Origin of the sequence: Luteolibacter sp. Y139 (assembly GCF_038066715.1) — a bacterium.
In the GTDB taxonomy this organism is placed as follows: domain Bacteria; phylum Verrucomicrobiota; class Verrucomicrobiia; order Verrucomicrobiales; family Akkermansiaceae; genus Haloferula; species Haloferula soli.
Genome location: NZ_JBBUKT010000008.1, coordinates 218268 through 237172 on the forward strand (window position 1 = coordinate 218268; position 18905 = coordinate 237172).

At 62.4% G+C, this 18905-nt stretch carries 18 protein-coding genes; 11 read left to right on the forward strand and 7 right to left on the reverse strand.

What is annotated here, in order from left to right; genetic code table 11:
* Positions 1-118: 118 nt before the first annotated feature.
* Positions 119-1561, forward strand: a complete 1443-nt coding sequence (locus tag WKV53_RS19615) for a type IV pilus twitching motility protein PilT (protein WP_341406490.1) — start codon at positions 119-121, stop codon at positions 1559-1561.
* Positions 1562-1565: 4 nt separating this feature from the next.
* Here WKV53_RS19615 and WKV53_RS19620 read toward each other — a convergent pair whose 3' ends face one another.
* Positions 1566-1991 carry a DUF5069 domain-containing protein gene (locus WKV53_RS19620; protein ID WP_341406491.1) on the reverse strand — a complete coding sequence of 142 codons (426 nt, stop codon included), beginning with the start codon at positions 1989-1991 and terminating at the stop codon, positions 1566-1568.
* A gap of 138 nt (positions 1992-2129) precedes the next feature.
* Between WKV53_RS19620 and WKV53_RS19625 the strand changes: the two genes are divergently transcribed.
* The 6 genes from WKV53_RS19625 to WKV53_RS19650 all read left to right on the forward strand — a co-directional run bounded on the left by WKV53_RS19625 (position 2130) and on the right by WKV53_RS19650 (position 6972).
* Positions 2130-3128, forward strand: a complete 999-nt coding sequence (locus WKV53_RS19625; protein ID WP_341406492.1) for an N-acetylmuramoyl-L-alanine amidase family protein — start codon at positions 2130-2132, stop codon at positions 3126-3128.
* A gap of 130 nt (positions 3129-3258) precedes the next feature.
* Complete coding sequence (locus tag WKV53_RS19630; RefSeq protein WP_341406493.1) at positions 3259-4203, forward strand: N-acetylmuramoyl-L-alanine amidase-like domain-containing protein; 945 nt, start codon at positions 3259-3261, stop codon at positions 4201-4203.
* Positions 4204-4278: 75 nt separating this feature from the next.
* Positions 4279-4548 carry a 30S ribosomal protein S14 gene (gene rpsN / locus WKV53_RS19635; RefSeq protein WP_341406494.1) on the forward strand — a complete coding sequence of 90 codons (270 nt, stop codon included), beginning with the start codon at positions 4279-4281 and terminating at the stop codon, positions 4546-4548.
* A gap of 63 nt (positions 4549-4611) precedes the next feature.
* A complete protein-coding gene (locus WKV53_RS19640; RefSeq protein ID WP_341406495.1) occupies positions 4612-4872 on the forward strand; it encodes an FmdB family zinc ribbon protein in 261 nt (86 codons plus the stop codon).
* A gap of 6 nt (positions 4873-4878) precedes the next feature.
* Complete coding sequence (locus WKV53_RS19645) at positions 4879-6288, forward strand: hemolysin family protein (protein ID WP_341406496.1); 1410 nt, start codon at positions 4879-4881, stop codon at positions 6286-6288.
* 63 nt (positions 6289-6351) lie between these two features.
* Complete coding sequence (locus WKV53_RS19650) at positions 6352-6972, forward strand: TVP38/TMEM64 family protein (RefSeq protein WP_341406497.1); 621 nt, start codon at positions 6352-6354, stop codon at positions 6970-6972.
* A 32-nt stretch (positions 6973-7004) separates the two neighbouring features.
* On the opposite strand, the gene WKV53_RS19655 is transcribed toward WKV53_RS19650, so the two are convergent.
* Positions 7005-7841: a hypothetical protein gene (locus WKV53_RS19655; RefSeq protein WP_341406498.1), complete on the reverse strand. Its 837-nt coding sequence runs from the start codon at positions 7839-7841 to the stop codon at positions 7005-7007.
* Positions 7842-7920: 79 nt separating this feature from the next.
* Positions 7921-9372: a DHA2 family efflux MFS transporter permease subunit gene (locus WKV53_RS19660; RefSeq protein WP_341406499.1), complete on the reverse strand. Its 1452-nt coding sequence runs from the start codon at positions 9370-9372 to the stop codon at positions 7921-7923.
* A gap of 74 nt (positions 9373-9446) precedes the next feature.
* Here WKV53_RS19660 and WKV53_RS19665 point away from each other — a divergent pair, with 74 nt between their 5' ends.
* Together WKV53_RS19665 and WKV53_RS19670 are read left to right on the forward strand one after the other, a co-directional pair.
* Positions 9447-10010 carry a plasmid pRiA4b ORF-3 family protein gene (locus tag WKV53_RS19665; RefSeq protein WP_341406500.1) on the forward strand — a complete coding sequence of 188 codons (564 nt, stop codon included), beginning with the start codon at positions 9447-9449 and terminating at the stop codon, positions 10008-10010.
* A 172-nt stretch (positions 10011-10182) separates the two neighbouring features.
* Positions 10183-11022 carry a CvfB family protein gene (locus WKV53_RS19670; RefSeq protein ID WP_341406501.1) on the forward strand — a complete coding sequence of 280 codons (840 nt, stop codon included), beginning with the start codon at positions 10183-10185 and terminating at the stop codon, positions 11020-11022.
* Positions 11023-11053: 31 nt separating this feature from the next.
* Here the strand turns inward: WKV53_RS19670 and WKV53_RS19675 are convergent, their stop codons facing one another.
* The 3 genes from WKV53_RS19675 to WKV53_RS19685 all read right to left on the reverse strand — a co-directional run bounded on the left by WKV53_RS19675 (position 11054) and on the right by WKV53_RS19685 (position 15248).
* The gene (locus tag WKV53_RS19675; protein ID WP_341406502.1) at positions 11054-12295 is read right to left on the reverse strand and encodes a hypothetical protein; all 1242 of its coding nucleotides are present in this window, start codon (positions 12293-12295) and stop codon (positions 11054-11056) included.
* 96 nt (positions 12296-12391) lie between these two features.
* Complete coding sequence (pdxH, locus tag WKV53_RS19680; protein ID WP_341406503.1) at positions 12392-13027, reverse strand: pyridoxamine 5'-phosphate oxidase; 636 nt, start codon at positions 13025-13027, stop codon at positions 12392-12394.
* A gap of 40 nt (positions 13028-13067) precedes the next feature.
* Complete coding sequence (locus WKV53_RS19685; protein WP_341406504.1) at positions 13068-15248, reverse strand: PQQ-dependent sugar dehydrogenase; 2181 nt, start codon at positions 15246-15248, stop codon at positions 13068-13070.
* A 240-nt stretch (positions 15249-15488) separates the two neighbouring features.
* Here WKV53_RS19685 and WKV53_RS19690 point away from each other — a divergent pair, with 240 nt between their 5' ends.
* Both WKV53_RS19690 and WKV53_RS19695 read left to right on the forward strand, forming a co-directional pair.
* Positions 15489-15863 (forward strand): VOC family protein, encoded by a 375-nt coding sequence (locus tag WKV53_RS19690; RefSeq protein WP_341406505.1) that lies wholly within the window; start codon positions 15489-15491, stop codon positions 15861-15863.
* A gap of 142 nt (positions 15864-16005) precedes the next feature.
* Positions 16006-17649, forward strand: coding sequence for a 3-keto-disaccharide hydrolase (locus WKV53_RS19695; protein ID WP_341406506.1), 1644 nt, complete (start codon positions 16006-16008; stop codon positions 17647-17649).
* A gap of 7 nt (positions 17650-17656) precedes the next feature.
* Here the strand turns inward: WKV53_RS19695 and WKV53_RS19700 are convergent, their stop codons facing one another.
* The gene (locus WKV53_RS19700) at positions 17657-18883 is read right to left on the reverse strand and encodes an MFS transporter (RefSeq protein WP_341406507.1); all 1227 of its coding nucleotides are present in this window, start codon (positions 18881-18883) and stop codon (positions 17657-17659) included.
* Between the last annotated feature and the right edge of the window lie 22 nt (positions 18884-18905).

Here is an 18905-nt window from a genome sequence, read left to right on the forward strand (position 1 = left end):
GGAGGTGAGGCGATATTTAAGAAATCCTAAATGATCCGCAAGCTTTCATTTCCGCTCGCGGGCGCATCGATTGGAGACGAACCGTGCCCCGAGCGGCATTTGGAAAAGCACGCGCGCCATGGCAGTCATCGATACCTTCCTGAAACTGATGTTAGAGAAGCGCGCCGAGCGCCTAGTTCTGGTCTCGGACGCTGTCCCGTACCTGCTGAAAGGCGGGGAAACGATCGAGCTGTCGATGCCGGCCCTCAGGGAGGACATGCTGGCGCGGATGGTGAAGGAGATCACCGGCGATGAACTTTCGGCACGGAAGGAAGGGACGTTCCGCGCAGCCGATGGAGCCTTTGGCTATGCGGTGCTTCCGTCGGCAGGGGAACTCCGGATCGAAATCCACGCCGCCGGAGCAATGCCGCCAGCCGCGGAAGAGGAGGATCCTCTCACCAAGGCGGTGGCCGACTTCGCCAAGTCGCACGAGCCTGCCACGCCGAAAAGTCCGCCGCCCGCCCGCTCCGGTCCGGATCTGCTCGCGCTCATCGATCAGGCGGCTGCCCTCGACGCTTCCGATCTCTTCCTGTCTTCGGGGAAGCATCCGCGAGTGCGGAGAAATGGCACCCTTTCCTTCCTCGAAGCCGACCCGCCCGACGCCGCGAAGATCCTGGAGCTGATCCCCGACGATGCAGCCCGTCGCGAGTTCGAGGAAAGCGGCAGTACCGACTTCGCCGCCCGCTGGGAGCTATCCGGTGGCAGTCGGCGTTTCCGCATCAATGTCTTTCGCCATCGCGACGGAGTGGCTGCCGCGCTCCGGCCCATTCGTCAAAAGATCCCGCCGCTCACCGACCTCGGCTTGCCCGAGGACCTGTTGGATCTCGTCTCCTTCCCCAATGGCCTCGTGCTCGTCACCGGCACCTCGGGCTCGGGGAAATCCACGACACTCGCCGCACTGGTCGATCACTTGAATCGCACCCGGTCACGGCACGTCATCACGATCGAGGACCCGGTGGAATACGAGCACCGGGATAACCAATGCCTCATCCACCAGCGGGAGGTTGGAACAGATGTGGAAAGTTTCAGCACCGGCCTGCGGGCTGCCCTGCGCGAGAATCCGGACGTCATCCTGTTAGGCGAGCTACGGGACCTCGATACGATCTCTTCGGCGCTCACGGCGGCGGAGACCGGCCACCTGGTCTTCGGCACGCTGCACTCCGGCACTGCGAGTTCGGCGGTGAATCGCGTCGTCGATGTCTTTCCCGGCTACCAGCAGTCGCACATCCGGACACAGCTCGCCCTGTCCCTCCGCGCCGTGGTCTCGCAACGCCTCGTTCCAACGAAAGCGAAGAAGTTGGTGCCCGCGATCGAAAAACTCATCGTCACGTCCGCCGTCGCCACCGGCATTCGCGAAGGGCAGGATCACTACGTCCGCACCGCCATGCTGACCGGGGTGGAGGAGGGGATGGTCACCCTTGAGCGTTCGCTGGCTTCCCTCGTCCGCAAGGGCATCATCGACCGCGAAACGGCTGTCCGTCACGCCATGGACCCGAAAGCTCTCCAGCACCTGATGGAGTGACCTGTTAGTGCAGCCTGTCGTCGGCCTCGATGTAGTCCATGAAGGTCACGATGTCGTGGCGATCCTGGAGACCGGACTCGGCCTTGCGCTGGATTAGCCTCTCGGCGAGGTCATCCCGGAAGCCGCGGGTCCGCATGAAAGACGTCCACCAGGTGAACTCCGGCGTGCCGCGGGAAACGCCGTTCTCCTGCGCCCACGCGAGCGCTTCGCTATCCGACTTGCCGGAGAGGATCTGCTCCGCCAGCGCCGGGTATTCCACGCCGAGGAACTGGCAGGTCCACAGGTCCATGCCCGAGCCGAGGTTGTCGTGATACTTCGGATGCAGCTTGCCGGACGCGTGCAGCCGCACCTTGTCACAAAGCCGCGGAAAGTAGATCACACCGTCGATTTCATCGCGCGGACTGCGGGGTACTTCGAAGCTCTGGGACATGGCAGCAGGTTGCAAATTCCTTCTCTCGGCACAAGTCCCGCAAACTTCGATCGAGTTCCAACGGAATTCCTACAAGAACTGAAATCCCCGCCTCGGGTTCTCGGTATCCGGCCTTCGATACACTTCGGTGTTTCCTCCATGAAATCCCTGCCGTCCCTTCGTTGGTCTGGTCTCTTGGGCTGCGCTGCCGCCCTGTTCACTTGGTTCCTTCCCGTCATTGCTCACGCCGAGAGGGAATTCGAATGGCACCCCCTCAAAATGGAGGGCCGCGACTACCTCTCCGCCGAGGAGATCGGTCGCTTCTACGATCTGAAGCTCCGCCGCGACGGAAAGAAGATCTTCTTGGAAAAGCTGGCCGACAAGAAGGCTGTCTCCATCAGCATGGAGGTCGGCTCTCCCGAGTGCGTGATGAACGGTCTCAAGTTCATCTTCATCACTCCCGTGATCGAAGCGGATTCCGTTGTCCAAATCTCCCGGTCGGATCTCAGCCGCGTTCTCGATCCCGTGCTTCGGCCCGAGCTGATCAAAACCAGCGGACACTTGGAAACCGTGATCCTCGACCCTGACAGCGGCGGTGACGACCGCGGCACCACGGCGGGCGATGCACTGCAGATCGCCAGGATGGCAGCGAGGGACCTCGAAGCGATGGGTTTCAAGGTCGTGCTGACTCGCGACGAGGCTGGCGCGGTGGCACCGGAGAAGCGTCTTGAGTTGGCAAACGCGGTGGAAGGCGGTGCCGCGTTCGTCGGGGTCCGATTCGACAGCGGGGAGCATGGAAAGCGCGGCATCAGGACGGCGCCTCTCTCCTTCCACAAGGATGCCCCGGCGGACGACAAGTTGGTGCAAGGAGACCTGGGTCCCGCGAGCATGGCCCTCGCCTCCGGCGTTCATTCATCGGCGTCCCAAATGCTCAGGATGCCGTCTGAGCAGTCCAAGACCTACATGGTCGATCTCGGTATCCAGCCTTCCTACGATGCCGTCTTTTCCAAGCTGAAGCACCCTGCGATCTTCTTTAGTGTGGGCTGCCTGAGTGATCCCGAGGACGCCAAGCTCCTTCGCAATGAGGGTTATCGAGCGACCCTTGCAAAATCGATCAGCAGCGGGATCCGGAGATATCAGGCCGCCACCGGGCGGTAGCAGGGCGAACTCCTTATTCCTCCGCACCCTCTCGAACGTGCCAGTCCCTCCGACGGGGAATTGCCCGTATTGGGACGGTTGAATCGGAATGCTCCTTTGCTTTTTCTAAGATCTCCGTAGGATGCGCGGAATGAAATTGGCCGTGTTCTCCGCCTTGTTGCTCGCCGTGCTGCCGGTGGCTGCCCAGCACACTGTCACGCCACCGAGCCCGCCGCGCTTGCCGATGGCGACCGTCTTCAAGGGCGAGGCAAAGTTCCGCGCCATGATCCAGCTCGCGGAAAAGGAGAATTGGCGGCAGCTACCGCTCGGCGCCCGTACCATCCGCGCCGCCCGCGCGATGGTTGGCACCCCCTACACGAACTACACGCTGGAGGTGGATGACCGCATCGAGTCGCCCGTGGTGAACCTCGGCGCGATGGACTGCTGGACCTACTACGAGAACGCCTTGGCCTTCGCCCGCATGCTCCGCTACAAGCCGGGCCCGTACACCCCGCAGGACATGCTCCACATGGTCGAGGTGGAGCGCTACCGTGGCGGCGTCTGCACCGGCGGCTACCTCAGCCGCATGCACCAGCTCGAGGAGGTGTTCTCGGACAATCAGCGCCGGGGCTTCGCCAGGAACATCACCCCGAATCTGCCCGGTGCCGTCCGCCTCCAGCGCGAGATCCACGAGATGACCGTGCAGTGGAAGAGCTACCGCTACCTGCGGAATAATCCTTCGCTGCTCCCGGAAATGGGCCGCATCGAGGCCCGCGTCTCGAATCTCCCGGTCTGGCACATCCCGAAGGGGAAAGTCCGTGCCATCGAGGGCTACCTGCAGGACGGCGACGTCTGCGCGATCACCTGCAACGACAACAGCAGCTACACCTCCCACGTCGGGATGATCACCAGGATCCAAGGCCGCGCCTATTTCACCCACGCCACCTCCGACCGCGACAAGGGCCGGATGGTCATCATCGACTGCCCGATCACCGACTACCTGAACCAAGGCTCCAAACACGCCGGAATCGTGATTTTGAGGCCAAATGACCTGCCTCCGTCGAAGTTCTGGCAGCGCCCGCTGGCGACCCGGTGACGATCCCGTTGCGGAAAAATCCCAAGTTTGGGCTTGCACCGCCCGGCTGGTGGGGTATTCACCGCGCCCCGAATTATGGCCAAGAAGAGCTGGATCGCCAGAAACGAGCGCAAAGCGCGCACCGTCGCTAAATTTTCCGACCTCCGTCACAAGTTGAAGGCGGAGAAGGACTATATTGGCCTTACCATGCTGCCGCGCGACGCCAGCCCGACCCGTCTGGTGAACCGCTGCGAGTTCACCGGCCGCCGCCGCGCTTTCATCCGCCGCTTCCGCCTCTCCCGTATCAGCTTCCGCGAGCTCGCCTCGCACGGCATGATTCCGGGCGTGACGAAGTCGAGCTGGTAATTCCGGCACGCCGCCCGCTTAGGTTGACGGAAGGCGGTAACTGCCCGTCCTTCCGTCTTATCCATGCCTATCTACGAATACCTTTCCGAAAACCCCGAGGATCCTGAACGATCTTGCCGCGTCTGCCGCAAGGGGTTTGAACTGAGACGGCCCATTGACCGTCCGGCACTGGACCAGTGCCCGCTTTGCCGCAAGCCTGTGCGCAAGGTGATTTCCAAGGTGAACACGCCGCGGATCGCGAAACCGCTATCCGTGAGCGACGCCAAATCGGCGGGCTTCACCATCCTCGAACGCCGCGATCAGGGCGTTTACGAAAAACTCTGACCGGGGATGAGCGCATTCGACTCCATCCTCCTCCTCGCCAGCGGTTTGCCCGAGGGCCCTGTGAAATGGGAGTGGCCGACTCCACTGGAGACCATTCTCTACCTCGGCGGCATTGCGTTCTTCCTGCTGCTGAACGCGTTCTTCGTCGCGTCCGAGTTCGCCATCGTCAAGGTCCGGCCCAGCCAGATCGAGACCGTGGCCAAGGAGAAACCCGTTCAGGCCGCCCGTGCCCAGCGTGTGGTGGATCACTTGGACGGCTACCTTTCCGCCAACCAGTTCGGCATCACCATCGCCTCGCTGTTCCTCGGCTTCCTCGGCGAGCCCTTCGTGACGAAGGTGGTGGGCCCGCTGCTGGCGATGACCGGCATGTCGGACAATGCGATCAAGTGGATCGCCTACATTTTCGCCATCGGCTCGTTCACCTTCCTGCACGTGGTGTTTGGTGAATTGGTCCCGAAGTCGATCGCCATCCGCAAGGCGCTCCCCGCCACGCTGGTCCTCGCTGGCCCGCTGCATGTTTTCTACAAGACCTTCAATCTCGCGATCCGCCTGCTCAATGGCACCGCGAACGCGATCCTGAAGCATGTCTTCCGCATCGAACCGGTCGGTGAAGGCGAACACGTCCACTCTTCGGATGAGCTCGCGCTGCTGGTCGCTGAGAGCGAGCGCGCCCAGGAGGTCACCGAGACCGAGCGCGAGATCCTGATCAATGCGCTGGAGCTGAATGAACTCTGGGTCCGCGACGTGATGACGCCGCGCCAGGAGGTCGTGGTGCTGAATGTCGATGAGCCCTTCGAGAAGGCCCTCGAGATTGCCCGGCGTTCCAAGCATACCCGCTTCCCGCTGGTGAAGGGCGGCCATCTCGACAACGCGATCGGCCTGATCCACATCAAGGACATCCTCAAGCTGGTCGGCACGCCCGATCCCGACCTCATGCGCATCAAGCGCGAGCTCAGGATGGTCCCGGACACCATGCCGCTGGACATGCTGCTCAAGTTCTTCCTCAAGGAGCGCGCCCACCTTGCCATGGCGGTCGATGAGTTCGGCACACCCGTCGGCATCGTCTTCCTCGACAACGTCATCGAAGAGCTCGTCGGCGACATCCAGGATGAGTTCGACAACGAGAAGCCCGAGTCGAATTGGATCAACGAAAACGAGTTCGTGATCGAAGGCTCGATGACCCTCAACGACCTCGCCAGCATGGACGAGGAACTCGAACTCGAAAGCGGCGAAGTCACCACCGTCGGCGGTTACCTCACCCAGCAGCTCGGACGTTTCCCGGAGATCGGCGAGACCATGGAGATCAATGGTTGGGAAGCCAAGGTCACCAGCACGGATGGCCGTCGCGTGGGGCAAATCTACTTCCGCAAGCTGGAGCCCGCCTTCGCCGAAGTCGGCGGGGACGAGGAGGAGTGACCTTGCGGTTGCGCTTCCGGGTGAGCGTTGCAGACTCGTGGCGCTCGAAAGGCTCTCCCGCGCATGAGGCTGCTGCTTTGGTTCATTGCCGTTTCCGTCCTGATCCTCGTCAGCTGGTTGCTGTGGGGAGGCTCGTTGGAGAAGAGCTTCTCCCTTGAGGGCTCGGTGGCATGGCTGGTCAAGGCGGGGCCCTGGGGATGGGCCGCGGGGATTGGCCTGCTGGCGTCGGACGTGGTGCTGCCGGTTCCGGGCACCGTCGTGATGTCGGCTCTCGGCTACGTCTATGGCCTGGCGATCGGCGGCCTTGTCGCGTCGGCGGGTTGCATCGCCGCGGGAGTGTGCGGCTACGGCGTCGGTCGCCTGATCGGCGAGAAGGCGGCGCGGCGCTGGCTGGGCGACGCCGATTTTGAAAAAGGCAAGCTGCTCTTCGCCCGGGGTGGCGGCTGGATGGTCGCGGTGTCTCGGTCACTACCGATCCTTCCGGAGGCGATCTCGTGCACCGCCGGCTTGGTGCGCATGCCGTTCGGTCGCTTCATGGCGTCGCTGGTGTGTGGCAGCCTGCCGGTCGGCTATCTCTTCGCGTGGATCGGTGTGGCCGGACGCGAGACGCCGGGCTGGGCGCTCGTCTTCAGCCTGCTCGCGCCAGCCGTGCTATGGCTGGCCGCGAAGAAATGGCTTCGGTGACAACGCAAGTTCAGCGCCGGATGCCAGAGATCTCACAGATCCAGTTCCACGACCCGGTAGAAGTACTTTGTGTCAGTTTCGGAGAGAGGGAAATCTTTGGTCAAGGTGCTGCCGGTGCCTTCTTCCTCTCCCTCACTGCTCCAGCACCTGAGGTTGGTGCATCCCTCGATCCGGTAGGATTTCCCCAGCACCGTTTTCCAGCTCAGGCGGATTCCCGTCGCGGTCTTTGAGATCGTGGTCGGCACGGTGGGCTGGCTGATCTGGACGCTTGATGGCGTGATGGAAAAATTGATGGCCGAAGTGCCCGCTTGGACCGTGCCCGTGCCGGATGTCATGGCGCAGACGCTTGTCGTGCTGGTTGGCAGCGTCAGCACATTGAAGAGAGTGGCCGGAGCGGTGTCGTCGCGGAATTCCAGCTTGAGCGCACGCACGGTTTCGGAGCCAGTCTGGGGGAAGCTTGGGAATGTTCCACCTCGCGCGGCATCCAGGGTCACCCGGAACCAATCCGGGCTGCCACCCGTGTAATCCCGGCAGGAGGACTCCATCACGTTGGCGGTGTCGAGGATGGTTGGCAGCTGTCCTGTCCACACCTGGTTCCGGATCTTCACGGTGATTTCCAGATTGGGGGTGCCATAGAACCATGCGGTTCCCGCGAAGCCGTCTCCGAGCGGGAAGATGCTTTTGGTAACGACCTGGGTGTTTGAATCATAACCCATGCTGATCTCGACCGCGTCTCCCGCCACCACGCCGGTCCCGGTGAGCACGGTTCCCGTCAGGTTGGAAACCGTTCCGCGGGCGGTCCAGCGAACCTCGGAAGCTGACAAACTCATCATTCCGAGGGCGAATGCAGCGATGGGGGATGCTTTCATTGGCGGCGAGATCAAGCCCTTGCGCCCGGGGCTGGCAAGCGCCAAATCATAACGATTCCTCAACTCGCGAAGTCAGGGCTTAGTGTCCTTCCGGCTCCGTCTGGCCATGGCCGCTGACGTTTGCCCCGTCGCTACGCATCAGTGTCAGGAACGTCACCGAACTCGCGACGCTCACCGCGCCTAACAGCATGAACGCCTTGTGAAGCGCCGGCACCAGCAGCGCGGGATTCGAGCGGTCGATGCTGCCGAGGAATGCCCCGGTGACCAGCGAGGCGAAGGCGATGCCGAAGCTGATCGAAAGCTGCTGCGCCGTGCTCGCGATGGTGCTGGCGTCGCTCGCCTCGGCATCGCTGGTGTCGGCGTAGGCCAGTGAATTCATCGCGGTGAATTGCAGCGCGGACACACAGCCCTGGCACACGCTGAAAAGCAGGATCGCCCACACCGGCGTGCCGGGGCCGACCTGCGAGAATGCCGCGATCAAAATGCCCATCAGCACCGTGTTCCCCACTAGCACCTGCTTGTGGCCGAAGGCACCGAGAATTCGTTCTGTTAGAAGCTTCATCCCGATCGCCGCGCCCGCCTGCGGCATCACCAGCAGGCCCGCTTGCCACGGTGAGAAGCCCATGCCGAGCTGATAGAGCAGCGGCAGCAGGAAGGGCATGCCACTGATGCCCAGTCGCGTGAGGAAGCCACCGGCGACCGAGACGCGGAAGGTGCGGATCTTGAAAAGATCCACCGGCAGCAGCGGCTGCGGCGTCCTCTTCGCCCTCCACAAATAAGCGCCGATCAAGGCCACCGACAACGCCGCCAGTGACGCCACCCACAGCGTGTTCATGGAGTGCTCACCGAAGATCTCCAGCACCCACGACAGCAGCGCCACACCACTGCCGAAGAGCAGGAAGCCCGGCGTATCCAGCCGGTCGGCCTCGGTCGTCCGGTGATCCGGCATGTGTTGCTTCACCAGCCACAGGCCCAGCAGCCCGATCGGGAGGTTGATCAGGAAGATCATCCGCCACGGCAGCCAGTGGACGATCAGTCCACCCGTCAGTGGGCCGAGCAGCGGCCCCAACAGCGCCGGGATGATCACGAAATTCATCGCCCGCAGGATGCCCGACTTCGGAAACGTCTTCAGCAGCGCGATCCGCCCGACCGGCATCATGAAGGCCGCGCCCACGCCTTGCAGCACCCGCGAGGCGACCAGCATCGGCAGATTCCGCGATAGCCCGCAGGCCAACGACCCGAGCGTGAAGACCGCCACCGCGAAGCCGAACACCCGCTTGGTCCCGAACCGATCCGCCAGCCAGCCGCTCAGCGGAATCAGCACGCCGATCGCGATCGTGTAGCTGGTGAGCACCGATTTGAGGCTCAGGGGTGTCACGCCCAGCGAGACCGCCATCGTCGGCACCGCGGTGTTCACGATCGTCCCGTCGAGCTGCTGCATGAACAGGGCCACCGCCACCACCCACGGCAGGTAGCGGCGGGTTTTCTCCAGTTCGGTTTCGACCGCCTCGCCCATCGTCCGCGCCACCATAGCCGGGGGAATTGCCTCTACAACCGGGGATTCCCGCATTGCACGCAGCGCTGTCGTCTTTCAAGCTCCCGCGCATGTCCCAGCCGCGCATCGTCGTCAAAGTCTTCCTCTACCAGATCACGCCGCAGATCTGGCGGCAATTCTCGGTGCCCGCGTCCTTCAATTTCCTCCAGCTCAATGACTCCATCCAGGACGCCATGGGCTGGGAAAACAAGCACCCGCACGAGTTCCGCCACGGCAAGGGCAAGCGGCTGACCGACGTGATCGGTCCCGTCGGCCTCGCCGACCAGGTGCCGAAGGGCGGCGAGTTCCAGGACGAACTGAAGGTCACTCTCGCCGATTTCATCGGGAAGAAGCGCCTGCCGATGCGCCTGCTCTATCGCTACGACTTCGCCGAGGATTGGATCCACGAGGTCGTCCTTGAGAAGAGGGAAGACGGCGAGGAAGCAGGGGCGATCATGATCGATGGCGCCCGCGCCTGCCCGCCCGAGGACTTCGGCGGTGCCTTCCAATACATGGAAGCCCTCACCGGTCAGATCGGCTGGTATCGCGGCGAATACGATCCCGAAGCCTTCGACATCAAGGAAGTCGTCTTCGGCGGCAAGAAGCGGAACCCGAAGAAGCGGAAACTGCTTTAATACACTGGGACCGCGGAATTTATTCCGCGAGCGCAGGAAGCGAACAGCCGGGCGGAATAAATTCCGCGCTCCCAGTAGGCCGACGGGCGAAACTCGACAGCATCCGCGAAATCAACTCGCACTATCCTCTTCCTTGGCGCACTTGGCGTCTTGGCGGTTCATTCCTCTTCTCATGCCTGCCATCGGCCAACGCGCCCAACTGACCATCCTCCGCGAGCAACCCTTCGGCATCTTCCTCGATGCCGGCGATGAACTCGGCGAGGTGCTATTGCCGCGCCGCGAAATGCCGAAGCATTGGCAGATCGGTGGCATCGTCGATGTCTTCCTCTACCTCGACTCCGAGGATCGGCCGGTCGCCACGCTGAAATACCCGAAGGTGATGCCCGGTGAGTTCGCTTACCTCGAAGCGCTCTCGATCACCAGCGTCGGTGCCTTCCTCGACTGGGGTTTGCCAAAGGACCTGCTGCTCCCATTCCGCGAACAGAAGGAGCGGATCGAGCCCGGCAAGTCCTACGTCGTTCACGTCCACGTCGATGGGCCGAGCGGCCGCATCGTTGCCACCCGGAGAGTGAGCAAGTTCCTCAACAAGACGCCCGCGGACTACAAGGAAGGCCAGGAGGTCGAGCTGATGCTCTTCGGTAAGACCGAGCTCGGCTACAAGGCGATCATCGAGGGCAAGCACTCCGGCGTGCTCTTCGCGAATGAAGTCTTCCGCCGTCTCCGGGCAGGGGAGAAGACCAAGGGCTACATCGTGAAGGTTCATCCCGAGGGCAAGATCGACCTGTCCCTCTATCCTCCCGGCCGCGCCCGCATCAATGACCTCGAAACGCTCATCGAGGAAGAACTCACCAAGCGCGGCGGCTTTTGGGCAATCAGCGACTCAAGCCCCGCGGAGGAGATCCACAAGGCCCTCGGCGTGAGCAAGAAGGCCTTCAAGCAGGCGACCGGCGCGCTCTTCAAGAAGCGCAAGATTACCATCGGCGACGATGGGATCCGGTTGGTGAAGGAGTGAGATCTCCTCCACCTGCCGGCGATGCGGGAAGTCACTTGAAGGGGTCCGCCAGCGGATTGGGGCTGCTGTCGTTTGTGAAGACCGGAACGTCTTCCCAATCGATTTCCCAGTCCCTGAAGCCCTTGCCAATGCGGTCGCGGATTTGGTCCGTGATCGGCTCGGTGGTGAAGAGTGGCAGGATGGGGCGGCCCGATTGCGTCTTCTTGTATTCCTTGCCCTTCTCCTCGATGAGCAGGATGAATCCGACCACTCCGCCTGGCCGCTCGCCGATGCCAAGATCCATCTCAAACTCCTCGCCCTTCTTGACCTGGATCCAGTCGCCGAAGACCAGCGTGCCCATCGGCCCCGGGAACTCCTGGTCGGTCTTCGCCGGCTCCCAGCGCTCCTGGACGGTTTTCTGAATCTCCGGACGCGCGGCGATCAGGCGCAGCTTGCCTTTCGTTTGGACGCCGATGTAGTCGTCGGCCGATCCCACGAAGCGGAAGGTCATGTCCTTCGGCGCCTTCAGCTTGCCGCTGTAAATGGCGAACCAACCGGACGGCTTCATCTTGTCCGCCGCGCCGAAGAGGGCGGGGCCTTCCTGAGCCGGCCGGTTCGGGATGGCGAGCTGGGTCAGGTAGAGCGTGTCGGGAGCCTTGAAGTATTCGCGGAAGGCGATTTCGCGGAAGTGCCTCTTCTGGAGCTCCAGCACCCGCGAGGTGAAGTGCTCAGGATTTCCGGTGTCATAGTCAGTGACGGGTTTGCCCGCCTTGGTTTGCTTGAAGTCGTAGAGGTGACCCGCCAGGGCATCGAAGCGGGTTTCCTTGCTGCCGAAGAAGCTCGTGGAAACGAAGCCCTTGCCCACGCCGGGGCCGCTGCCCGGACCCGAGCCAGGCCCGGTGCCGGTTCCCAGACCCGTGCCATGGCCGCCTCCCGCGCCGCCTCCACTACCCGAGCTGGCATCGCTCATGGCCATCGGCAGCGCCGCATCGGCAAGCTCCGGAGAAGTGTCCGGCAGCGAGAAGGTCGCCGCGCTTGTCGATGCGATCCGCTTCGAGACCGCGGGGGAGGTCATCATACGCTTCTGCGCCTTGATCTGGCTGGCCTTCTGCCCCTCGTTTCCACCGCCGCCGCCACCACCCGGAAGGAAATCGAGCTTTTCCTGCGGCGGATCGACCCACTTCACGAAGTAGAAGATCGCGAGCAGCACGAAGATCAGGTGAACGAGCAGCGAGATGCTGAAGGCTCCTGCGCCGAAGCGTCGCTTGGGTTTGGGTGAATCGGGGTCGCTCATGGGTCTCGCTGTCTCCAACGGCCACCCCCGCGAATCTCTTGGGAAATTCTATCCTATCACTTCTGCTAGGTCTCGCCCCCCAAGCGCGGCTCCTCGTCACGGCGACAGCCGCTCGATCTGCCACGCACCGTCCTTCCGCTTGTAGAAAAACCGATCGTGCAGGCGTGCCGAGCCGCCTTGCCAAAACTCAATCGTCTCCGGAACCACCCGGTAGCCGCCCCAGAAGGAGGGCAGGGGGACCTCGCCATTCGCGAACTTGTCTTTGATCTCCGCCAGCTTCTGCATCAGCAGCTTGCGTGAGGAAATCACCGAACTCTGGTCCGACACCCATGCCCCGAGTTGCGACTCGCGCGGCCGGGAGCTGAAATACTTCAGCGACTCCGCTGCGGAGATCTTTTCAGCTCGCCCCTGCACGATCACCTGCCGCTCCAGAATCACCCACGGGAACAGCAGGGAAACCTGCGGATTGTCCGCGATGTGCTTTGCCTTGCGGCTCTGGTAGTTCGTGAAAAAGACGAAGCCGTTCGTGTCGAAATATTTCAGCAGCACCGTGCGCAGCAGCGGCCGGCTGATCTCATCCACCGTCGCCAGGCTCATCGCATTCGGCTCATGCAGCTTCAGCTCCACCGCCTGCTGGAACCAGCGCTCGAACTGCACCATCGGATCGGCGGCCAGGTCGTCACGGCGCAGCCCGCGGTCGGAGTATTCCTTGCGGAATTCGGAGAGATCCATGCCCGGGACTTAAGGCCGCAGCCCGTGACGGGCAAGACCCTTACTTCGCTGGCAATCGCAGGCGAGCGGGCAGCATCCCGGGAGCCTCTGCAATGAGCTCCCACGCCCCACCTGACTCCCGGGTGCCCGAGGCCGCGGGCAAGGCCAGCTCGCCCTCCAGCTTCCCCCGCTCAATGGATGCACCATCGGCCAGAGCCAAGACCGCCGCCAGGATCCGCCCGGCCTCTTGGTCGGTGAGCGCCTGGGGTGGCATCGCCATCTCACCCCAATCTCCCGTGCTGCCATTCTTCAAGCGATCGCGCAGATAGGTCACGGCATCTTCCCGCTCGCGGAAGCGGAATGAGACATCGAGGAATCGCGGCCCGATCGATGCCTGCTCCACCTGATGGCAGGCGATGCAGGCCTTCGCGGTGATCAGTTCCTGAATCTCGCCCGGAAGCTGGTGTCCGCCGGCATCGTGCCCGGTGGGTGGAATGTAGCGGCTGCGAACGGCCACAGCTTTCGTGGCCACGCCTCCGGAGGAGAAGGAAACCCGGAACGCCACCTTTTGCCCGAACGCAAGCGAATCGGGATTCGCTGGTAATGTCAGTTCCAGCGAAGGCTCCGCAGGACCGGCCTTGAGTGAAAAGCGCTTCACCGTGACCTCGCCCTTGCCATCAGACGCCACGGCGCGCAGTTCGGATGCGGATTTCGATTCCACGGAGATGGGCTCCGCGCTGCCGAGATCAGACTCATCCACGCCATCGGTGAGATACCAGTGGAAGTCCACGCGATCTCCATCCGGATCACTTCGCGACTTCACCATGAACGTGAGCGGACGATCCGGCACGGCCTCCACTAACAGCTCCGGCGCTTCATTCCCCGCCGGACGAATCCCTCGGATGCGACCGTCCCTGTTGAAATACCAGTTCGTCCCGTATTCCAGCAGCCAGAGTGTGCCATCCGGCGCCATGGCCATGTCCATCGGATGCAGCAGCCGTTCGAGAAGAGGCGTTAGAGTGGTGATCTCTTCCTTCTCATTCAGCTTTGCCTGCCACATGCGACCGCGCGCCCAATCGTAGGTGATGAGGCTGCGGCTATCGTCCGGGCCCAGAAGGTTCCACTTGCGAGTCTCATCGAAGTAGAACACCGGCCCGGCCATCGCATTGCGCGAGCCGCTTCCTAACTCCGGGAAACGCTCGCTGTCGCCATAGGGATACCAGAGGAACGCGGGCTGCGCGGGTGGCAGTTCGTGCAGGCCGGTATTGCGGTGGCCGGGATTCACCAGCTTGGCGGGATCGTTCCATTGGCCGTCTTTTCCCTTCGGCTGCCGGTAGGGCTTGTTGTCTGCGATCACGAATGGCCACCCGAAATTGCCCGCACGCTTTGCCTGATTGATCTCGTCGTAACCCATCGGCCCGCCGTCACCATCGCGTTTGCCATCAGGCCCCACTTCGCCCCAGTAGAGCGTCCCCGTTTTCGGATCGATCGAGATGCGGAAAGGATTCCGGCATCCCATCGCATAGATCTCCGGCCGGGTCTGCGGCGTACCCTGTGGAAAGAGGTTTCCCGAGGGAATCTCGTAGCCTTCTTCGGTCAGCTTGAGCCGGAGGATCTTGCCACGCAGGTCGTTGGTATTTCCCGCACTCCGCTGCGCATCGTAGTGCTTCCGGTTCTCGCGATCATCCACTGGTGCCACACCGCCGGAATCATAGACGCTCGTGTTGTCGCCGGTGCTCAGGTAGAGCAGCCCGTCCGGCCCGAAGGCGAGCGAACCACCCTCATGGGAGACCCGCTTGTCCCGTTCCATCGGGATCTCTAACAGATTCTGCTCGGAGGCTGCGTCCACGCGGCCATCGCGGATCGTGAAGCGCGCCAGTCGATTGAGCGGCTTCTTGGGATCGCTGTAATAGAGATACAGTCGCTGGTTCGTCGCAAAGGCAGGGTCCAGGGCGAGCCCGAGAATTCCGTCCTCACGTGAGACCGGACTATCGGGCGCGGTCGCACGCAAGGCCGCCACCTCCAGCTTGCCGATCTCAAACACGCCGCCCGTCGAAGGCCGCACCCGCAATACCCGGCCCTCGCGTTCCACTACGTAAAGGTCGCCATTCTCCGAAACCGCGATCTCCATCGGATCCTGCAGACCCTCCGCGACCGGTGGCGTAAGCTGGAGGTCGGTGGCAGCGCTTGCGGCCAAGGAGGACATCAGTCCACCCACAAGCCCGGTAAGGAGTCTTTTCATGATGCGAGGGCGCTCGCTGTCCGCAGTGACCGTGAAAATGAGGACGGCGAGGTGCCTTGAATTACCCCACGGGGCGCTTTCCGGTGACAATCCCCCTCATCGGTTACCAACAAGACCCGGATGGGTCGCAGGAAAGTTTCCAAAACACTCCTGACATAGGGTTGTCAGTTGGGCCTGCTGGAGTGTGCGTGTCGCCCCGATGCGAGGGCGGAATTCCAAACCACCAACATCACTACCACCATGAAAATCAATTCCCTGAACTGGTTCGAAATCTTCACCAACGACCTCGCGAAGGCCACCACCTTCTACAGCACCATCCTCAATACCAAACTGGAATCACCGGACTCCTCGGCTAGCTGCCGCATGGCGATCTTCCCCGGCGATCACGACAAGGGCGTCTGCGGCGCGATCTCCCAGATGGACGGCTGCAACCCCGGTGCCGGCGGCACCATGGTCTACCTGAATGTCGAAGGCGACCTCGATGGCGTCCTTTCCCGCATCCCCGCCGCCGGCGGCAAGGTGCTGAAAGACCGCATGGACATCGCCCCCCACGGCTTCATCGGCGTCTTCCGCGATCCCGAGGGCAATGTCGTCGGCCTGCACAGCTTGGTCTGACCCCCGTTTGTTCCCATTGCCTGCCGTCCCGCGAGGGCGGCAGGCCCCTTTGCATCAACCTCCCAATTTCCCCCGATCATGACAATCTGTCTGACAACCATGGTCTTGCTCTTCCGTAGGAACTCCTGCTTTGCCTTGTCCTATGGAAACCCGCTTTTTCTCCCCCTGCGCCGCCTTTTTCGTAATCGCCTCCGCCGCCAGCGCGCAATCGGGCGAGTGGAAGAGCCTCTTCAACGGCAAGGACCTGACAGGCTGGACCGTGACGGTGGACAAGCTGCCGGTGGGACAGGATCCCGACCACATCGTGCAGGTCCGCGACGGCGCGATCCACATGTATGCCGACACCGATCCGGCGACGAAGGTGCCCTTCGGCGTGATCACGAGTGACGCCTCCTACTCGCGCTTTCACCTGGCGCTGGAGTATCGATGGATGGAAAAGAAGTTCGCCCCCCGCAAGGACTCGATCCGCGACGCGGGCCTGCTCTATCACGCGTCGAATACGGCAAAGATCTGGCCGCCCTCCGTGGAGTATCAAATTCAGGAGGGAGACAGCGGCGACATCATCTTCATTCAGGAGAGCGGCTACAGTTGGGCCCATCCGAATCCCGATCAGGCTCCGGAAGGGCAGGGCGATGCCTCTCTCTTGCCGGAAAATGGCGGCTTCATTCGCAAGGCGAAGAACCAGACCTACTTCGGTCGCTTTCCCGAATACGATCACCCGGGCTGGAACCGCGCCGAGGTCATCGTGCAGGCCGACGAATCCGCCGAGCACATCCTCAACGGTCATACCCGCTCGCGCCTCGAGGGCATGCAGAATCTAACAGGCGGTGCCTTGAAGGAGGGCAAGATCTGCCTGCAATTCGAAGGCGCCGAGATCCAGTATCGCAAGGTCGAGATCCGAGAACTGGAAGAGCCACTTCGTCCGGACAAGACCCTGCTCAGCATGAGCGCCGTGAAGGACAAGCCCGCGCGCAGCGGAACCATCATCGTAAAGAATCCGCTCAAGCACTCTTTGCCCGCGGACATCTCGATCACTGGCAAGGACGCCGGTGCCTTCAGCGCCACAGCGGACAAGATGTCCCTCGAGCCCGGCGAAAGCATGGAGGTCAGCGTGAATTTCAAGCCGATCCATGGAGCCGACCGCTACAGCGCCGGCCTCCGTATCGGCACTCCGGAAAGCGGCACCTTCGTGATTCTCCAAGGCATCGGCCTCGCTGCCTTCGAAGGAAAGAACGAGCCGCCTCTCCAATCCATCGTCCAAGCGCTCGGAATGACGATCAACGTGGGCGACACGAACCTAGAGCACGATACCAAGGCTGACACCATCGGCGAAAGTCAGGACGTCCGCTACTTCACGAAGGCAGGCGAGGGGAAGGTCCGCATCACGCCGCTCGCGCGCTTCTCGCCTCCGGGCGCGACCCCATTCGGGATCGTCGCCAAAGGCACCACTGCCCTCGTCCAGTCAGGCAAGCTTGCTGACTCCGCGAGCATACCCGATGCCCATCAGTGCCTTCTTCCTCCGCTCGAAGGCGGTGCAAGTTCACTCGAAATCGACACTCCCGCTGAAGGCTTCGCGTTCTACATGAACGCCCATCAATACGTCTCCTTCACCGATCCCGGCCTCCCGACCGAAGCGAAGATCGCCCGCACCGCACGGGTCTACCCCGCCCAACGCCTCGCCGGCCGCGACCTCACGAATGCATTCGTCGTCGGCTTCGAGGAAGCCGCCAACGGCGACTACCAAGACGCCGTCTTCCTGATCGAAAACGTGAAGCCGCTTCCCTAACAGAAGCTCACTCCTTCTCCGTCTCCACATCCGGCAAGAAGACCGTCAGTATCCCGATCAGCGGCAAATACGCGCAGATCTGGAACACAAAGTTGATCCCCTGGTGGTCCGCCACCTTGCCCAGCACCGCGGAGCCAATCCCCGCAATCCCGAAGGCCAGCCCGAAGAATAGTCCGGCAATCATCCCGACCTTCCCCGGCAGCAACTCCTGCGCATAAACCAGAATCGCCGAGAACGCCGAAGCCAGCACCAAACCGATCACCACGCTCAGCGCAGCAGTCATACCCAGTCCCACATGCGGCAGCAGCAGCGAGAACGGAGCCACGCCTAGGATTGAAACCCAGATCACCCGCTTGCGCCCGATGCGGTCGCCGATCGGTCCACCGGCAATGGTGCCCACCGCCACCGCGGCCAGCAGCAGGAACAGGTAGTACTGCGAGCTCTGCACCGGGATGTGGAAGCGATCGATCAGGTAAAAGGTGTAGTAGCTGGTCAGCGAGGACAGGTAGACGTACTTCGAGAAAGTCAGCGCCACCAGCACCGCCAGCGCGATCGCCACCGTCTTAGGTGGATAGGCCGAGTGCTCTCCCGTGGCTTTCGCCTTCGGCTTCATGCGATGGACGTTCTGGCTCTGCCAGCGCCCGATGAAACTCAGGATCACCACGCCTAACAGCGCCACCGCCGAGAAGGCGATGATCGAGCGCTGACCGTGCGGCACGATGACCAGCGCCGCCAGCAACGGCCCGATCGCACTGCCTGCGTTCCCACCAACCTGGAAGATCGACTGCGCCAGACCACGACGCTTGCCCGCCGCCATGAAGGCGATGCGCGAGGCCCCCGGGTGGAAGACCGCGGAACCCGTGCCGATCATCGCCGCCGACATCAGGATCGTCGGGAAGCTGGTGGAATTCGCCAGTGAGATCAGGCCGATCAGCGTGAAGCCCATTCCAATCGGCAGCGAATAGGGCATCGGCTTTCGATCCGTGATCCATCCCACCAGCGGCTGCAGCAGCGAAGCCGTGAGCTGGAAAGTGAAGGTGATCAGCCCCAACTGCGTGTAATCCAGCTGATAGGAGTTCCTGAGAATCGGATAGATCGAAGGCAGCAGCGCTTGAATGGTATCATTCAGCAAGTGCGCCGCGCTGATCCCAAAGATCAGCGCCAGCACCGTATCCGTCTGCGGGCGTGTCGCGGCCATGGCCGCGGCCTCGTCCTGAGCAGTGGTTTCGTTCATGGGCCGGAAAGCGTCGACCCGA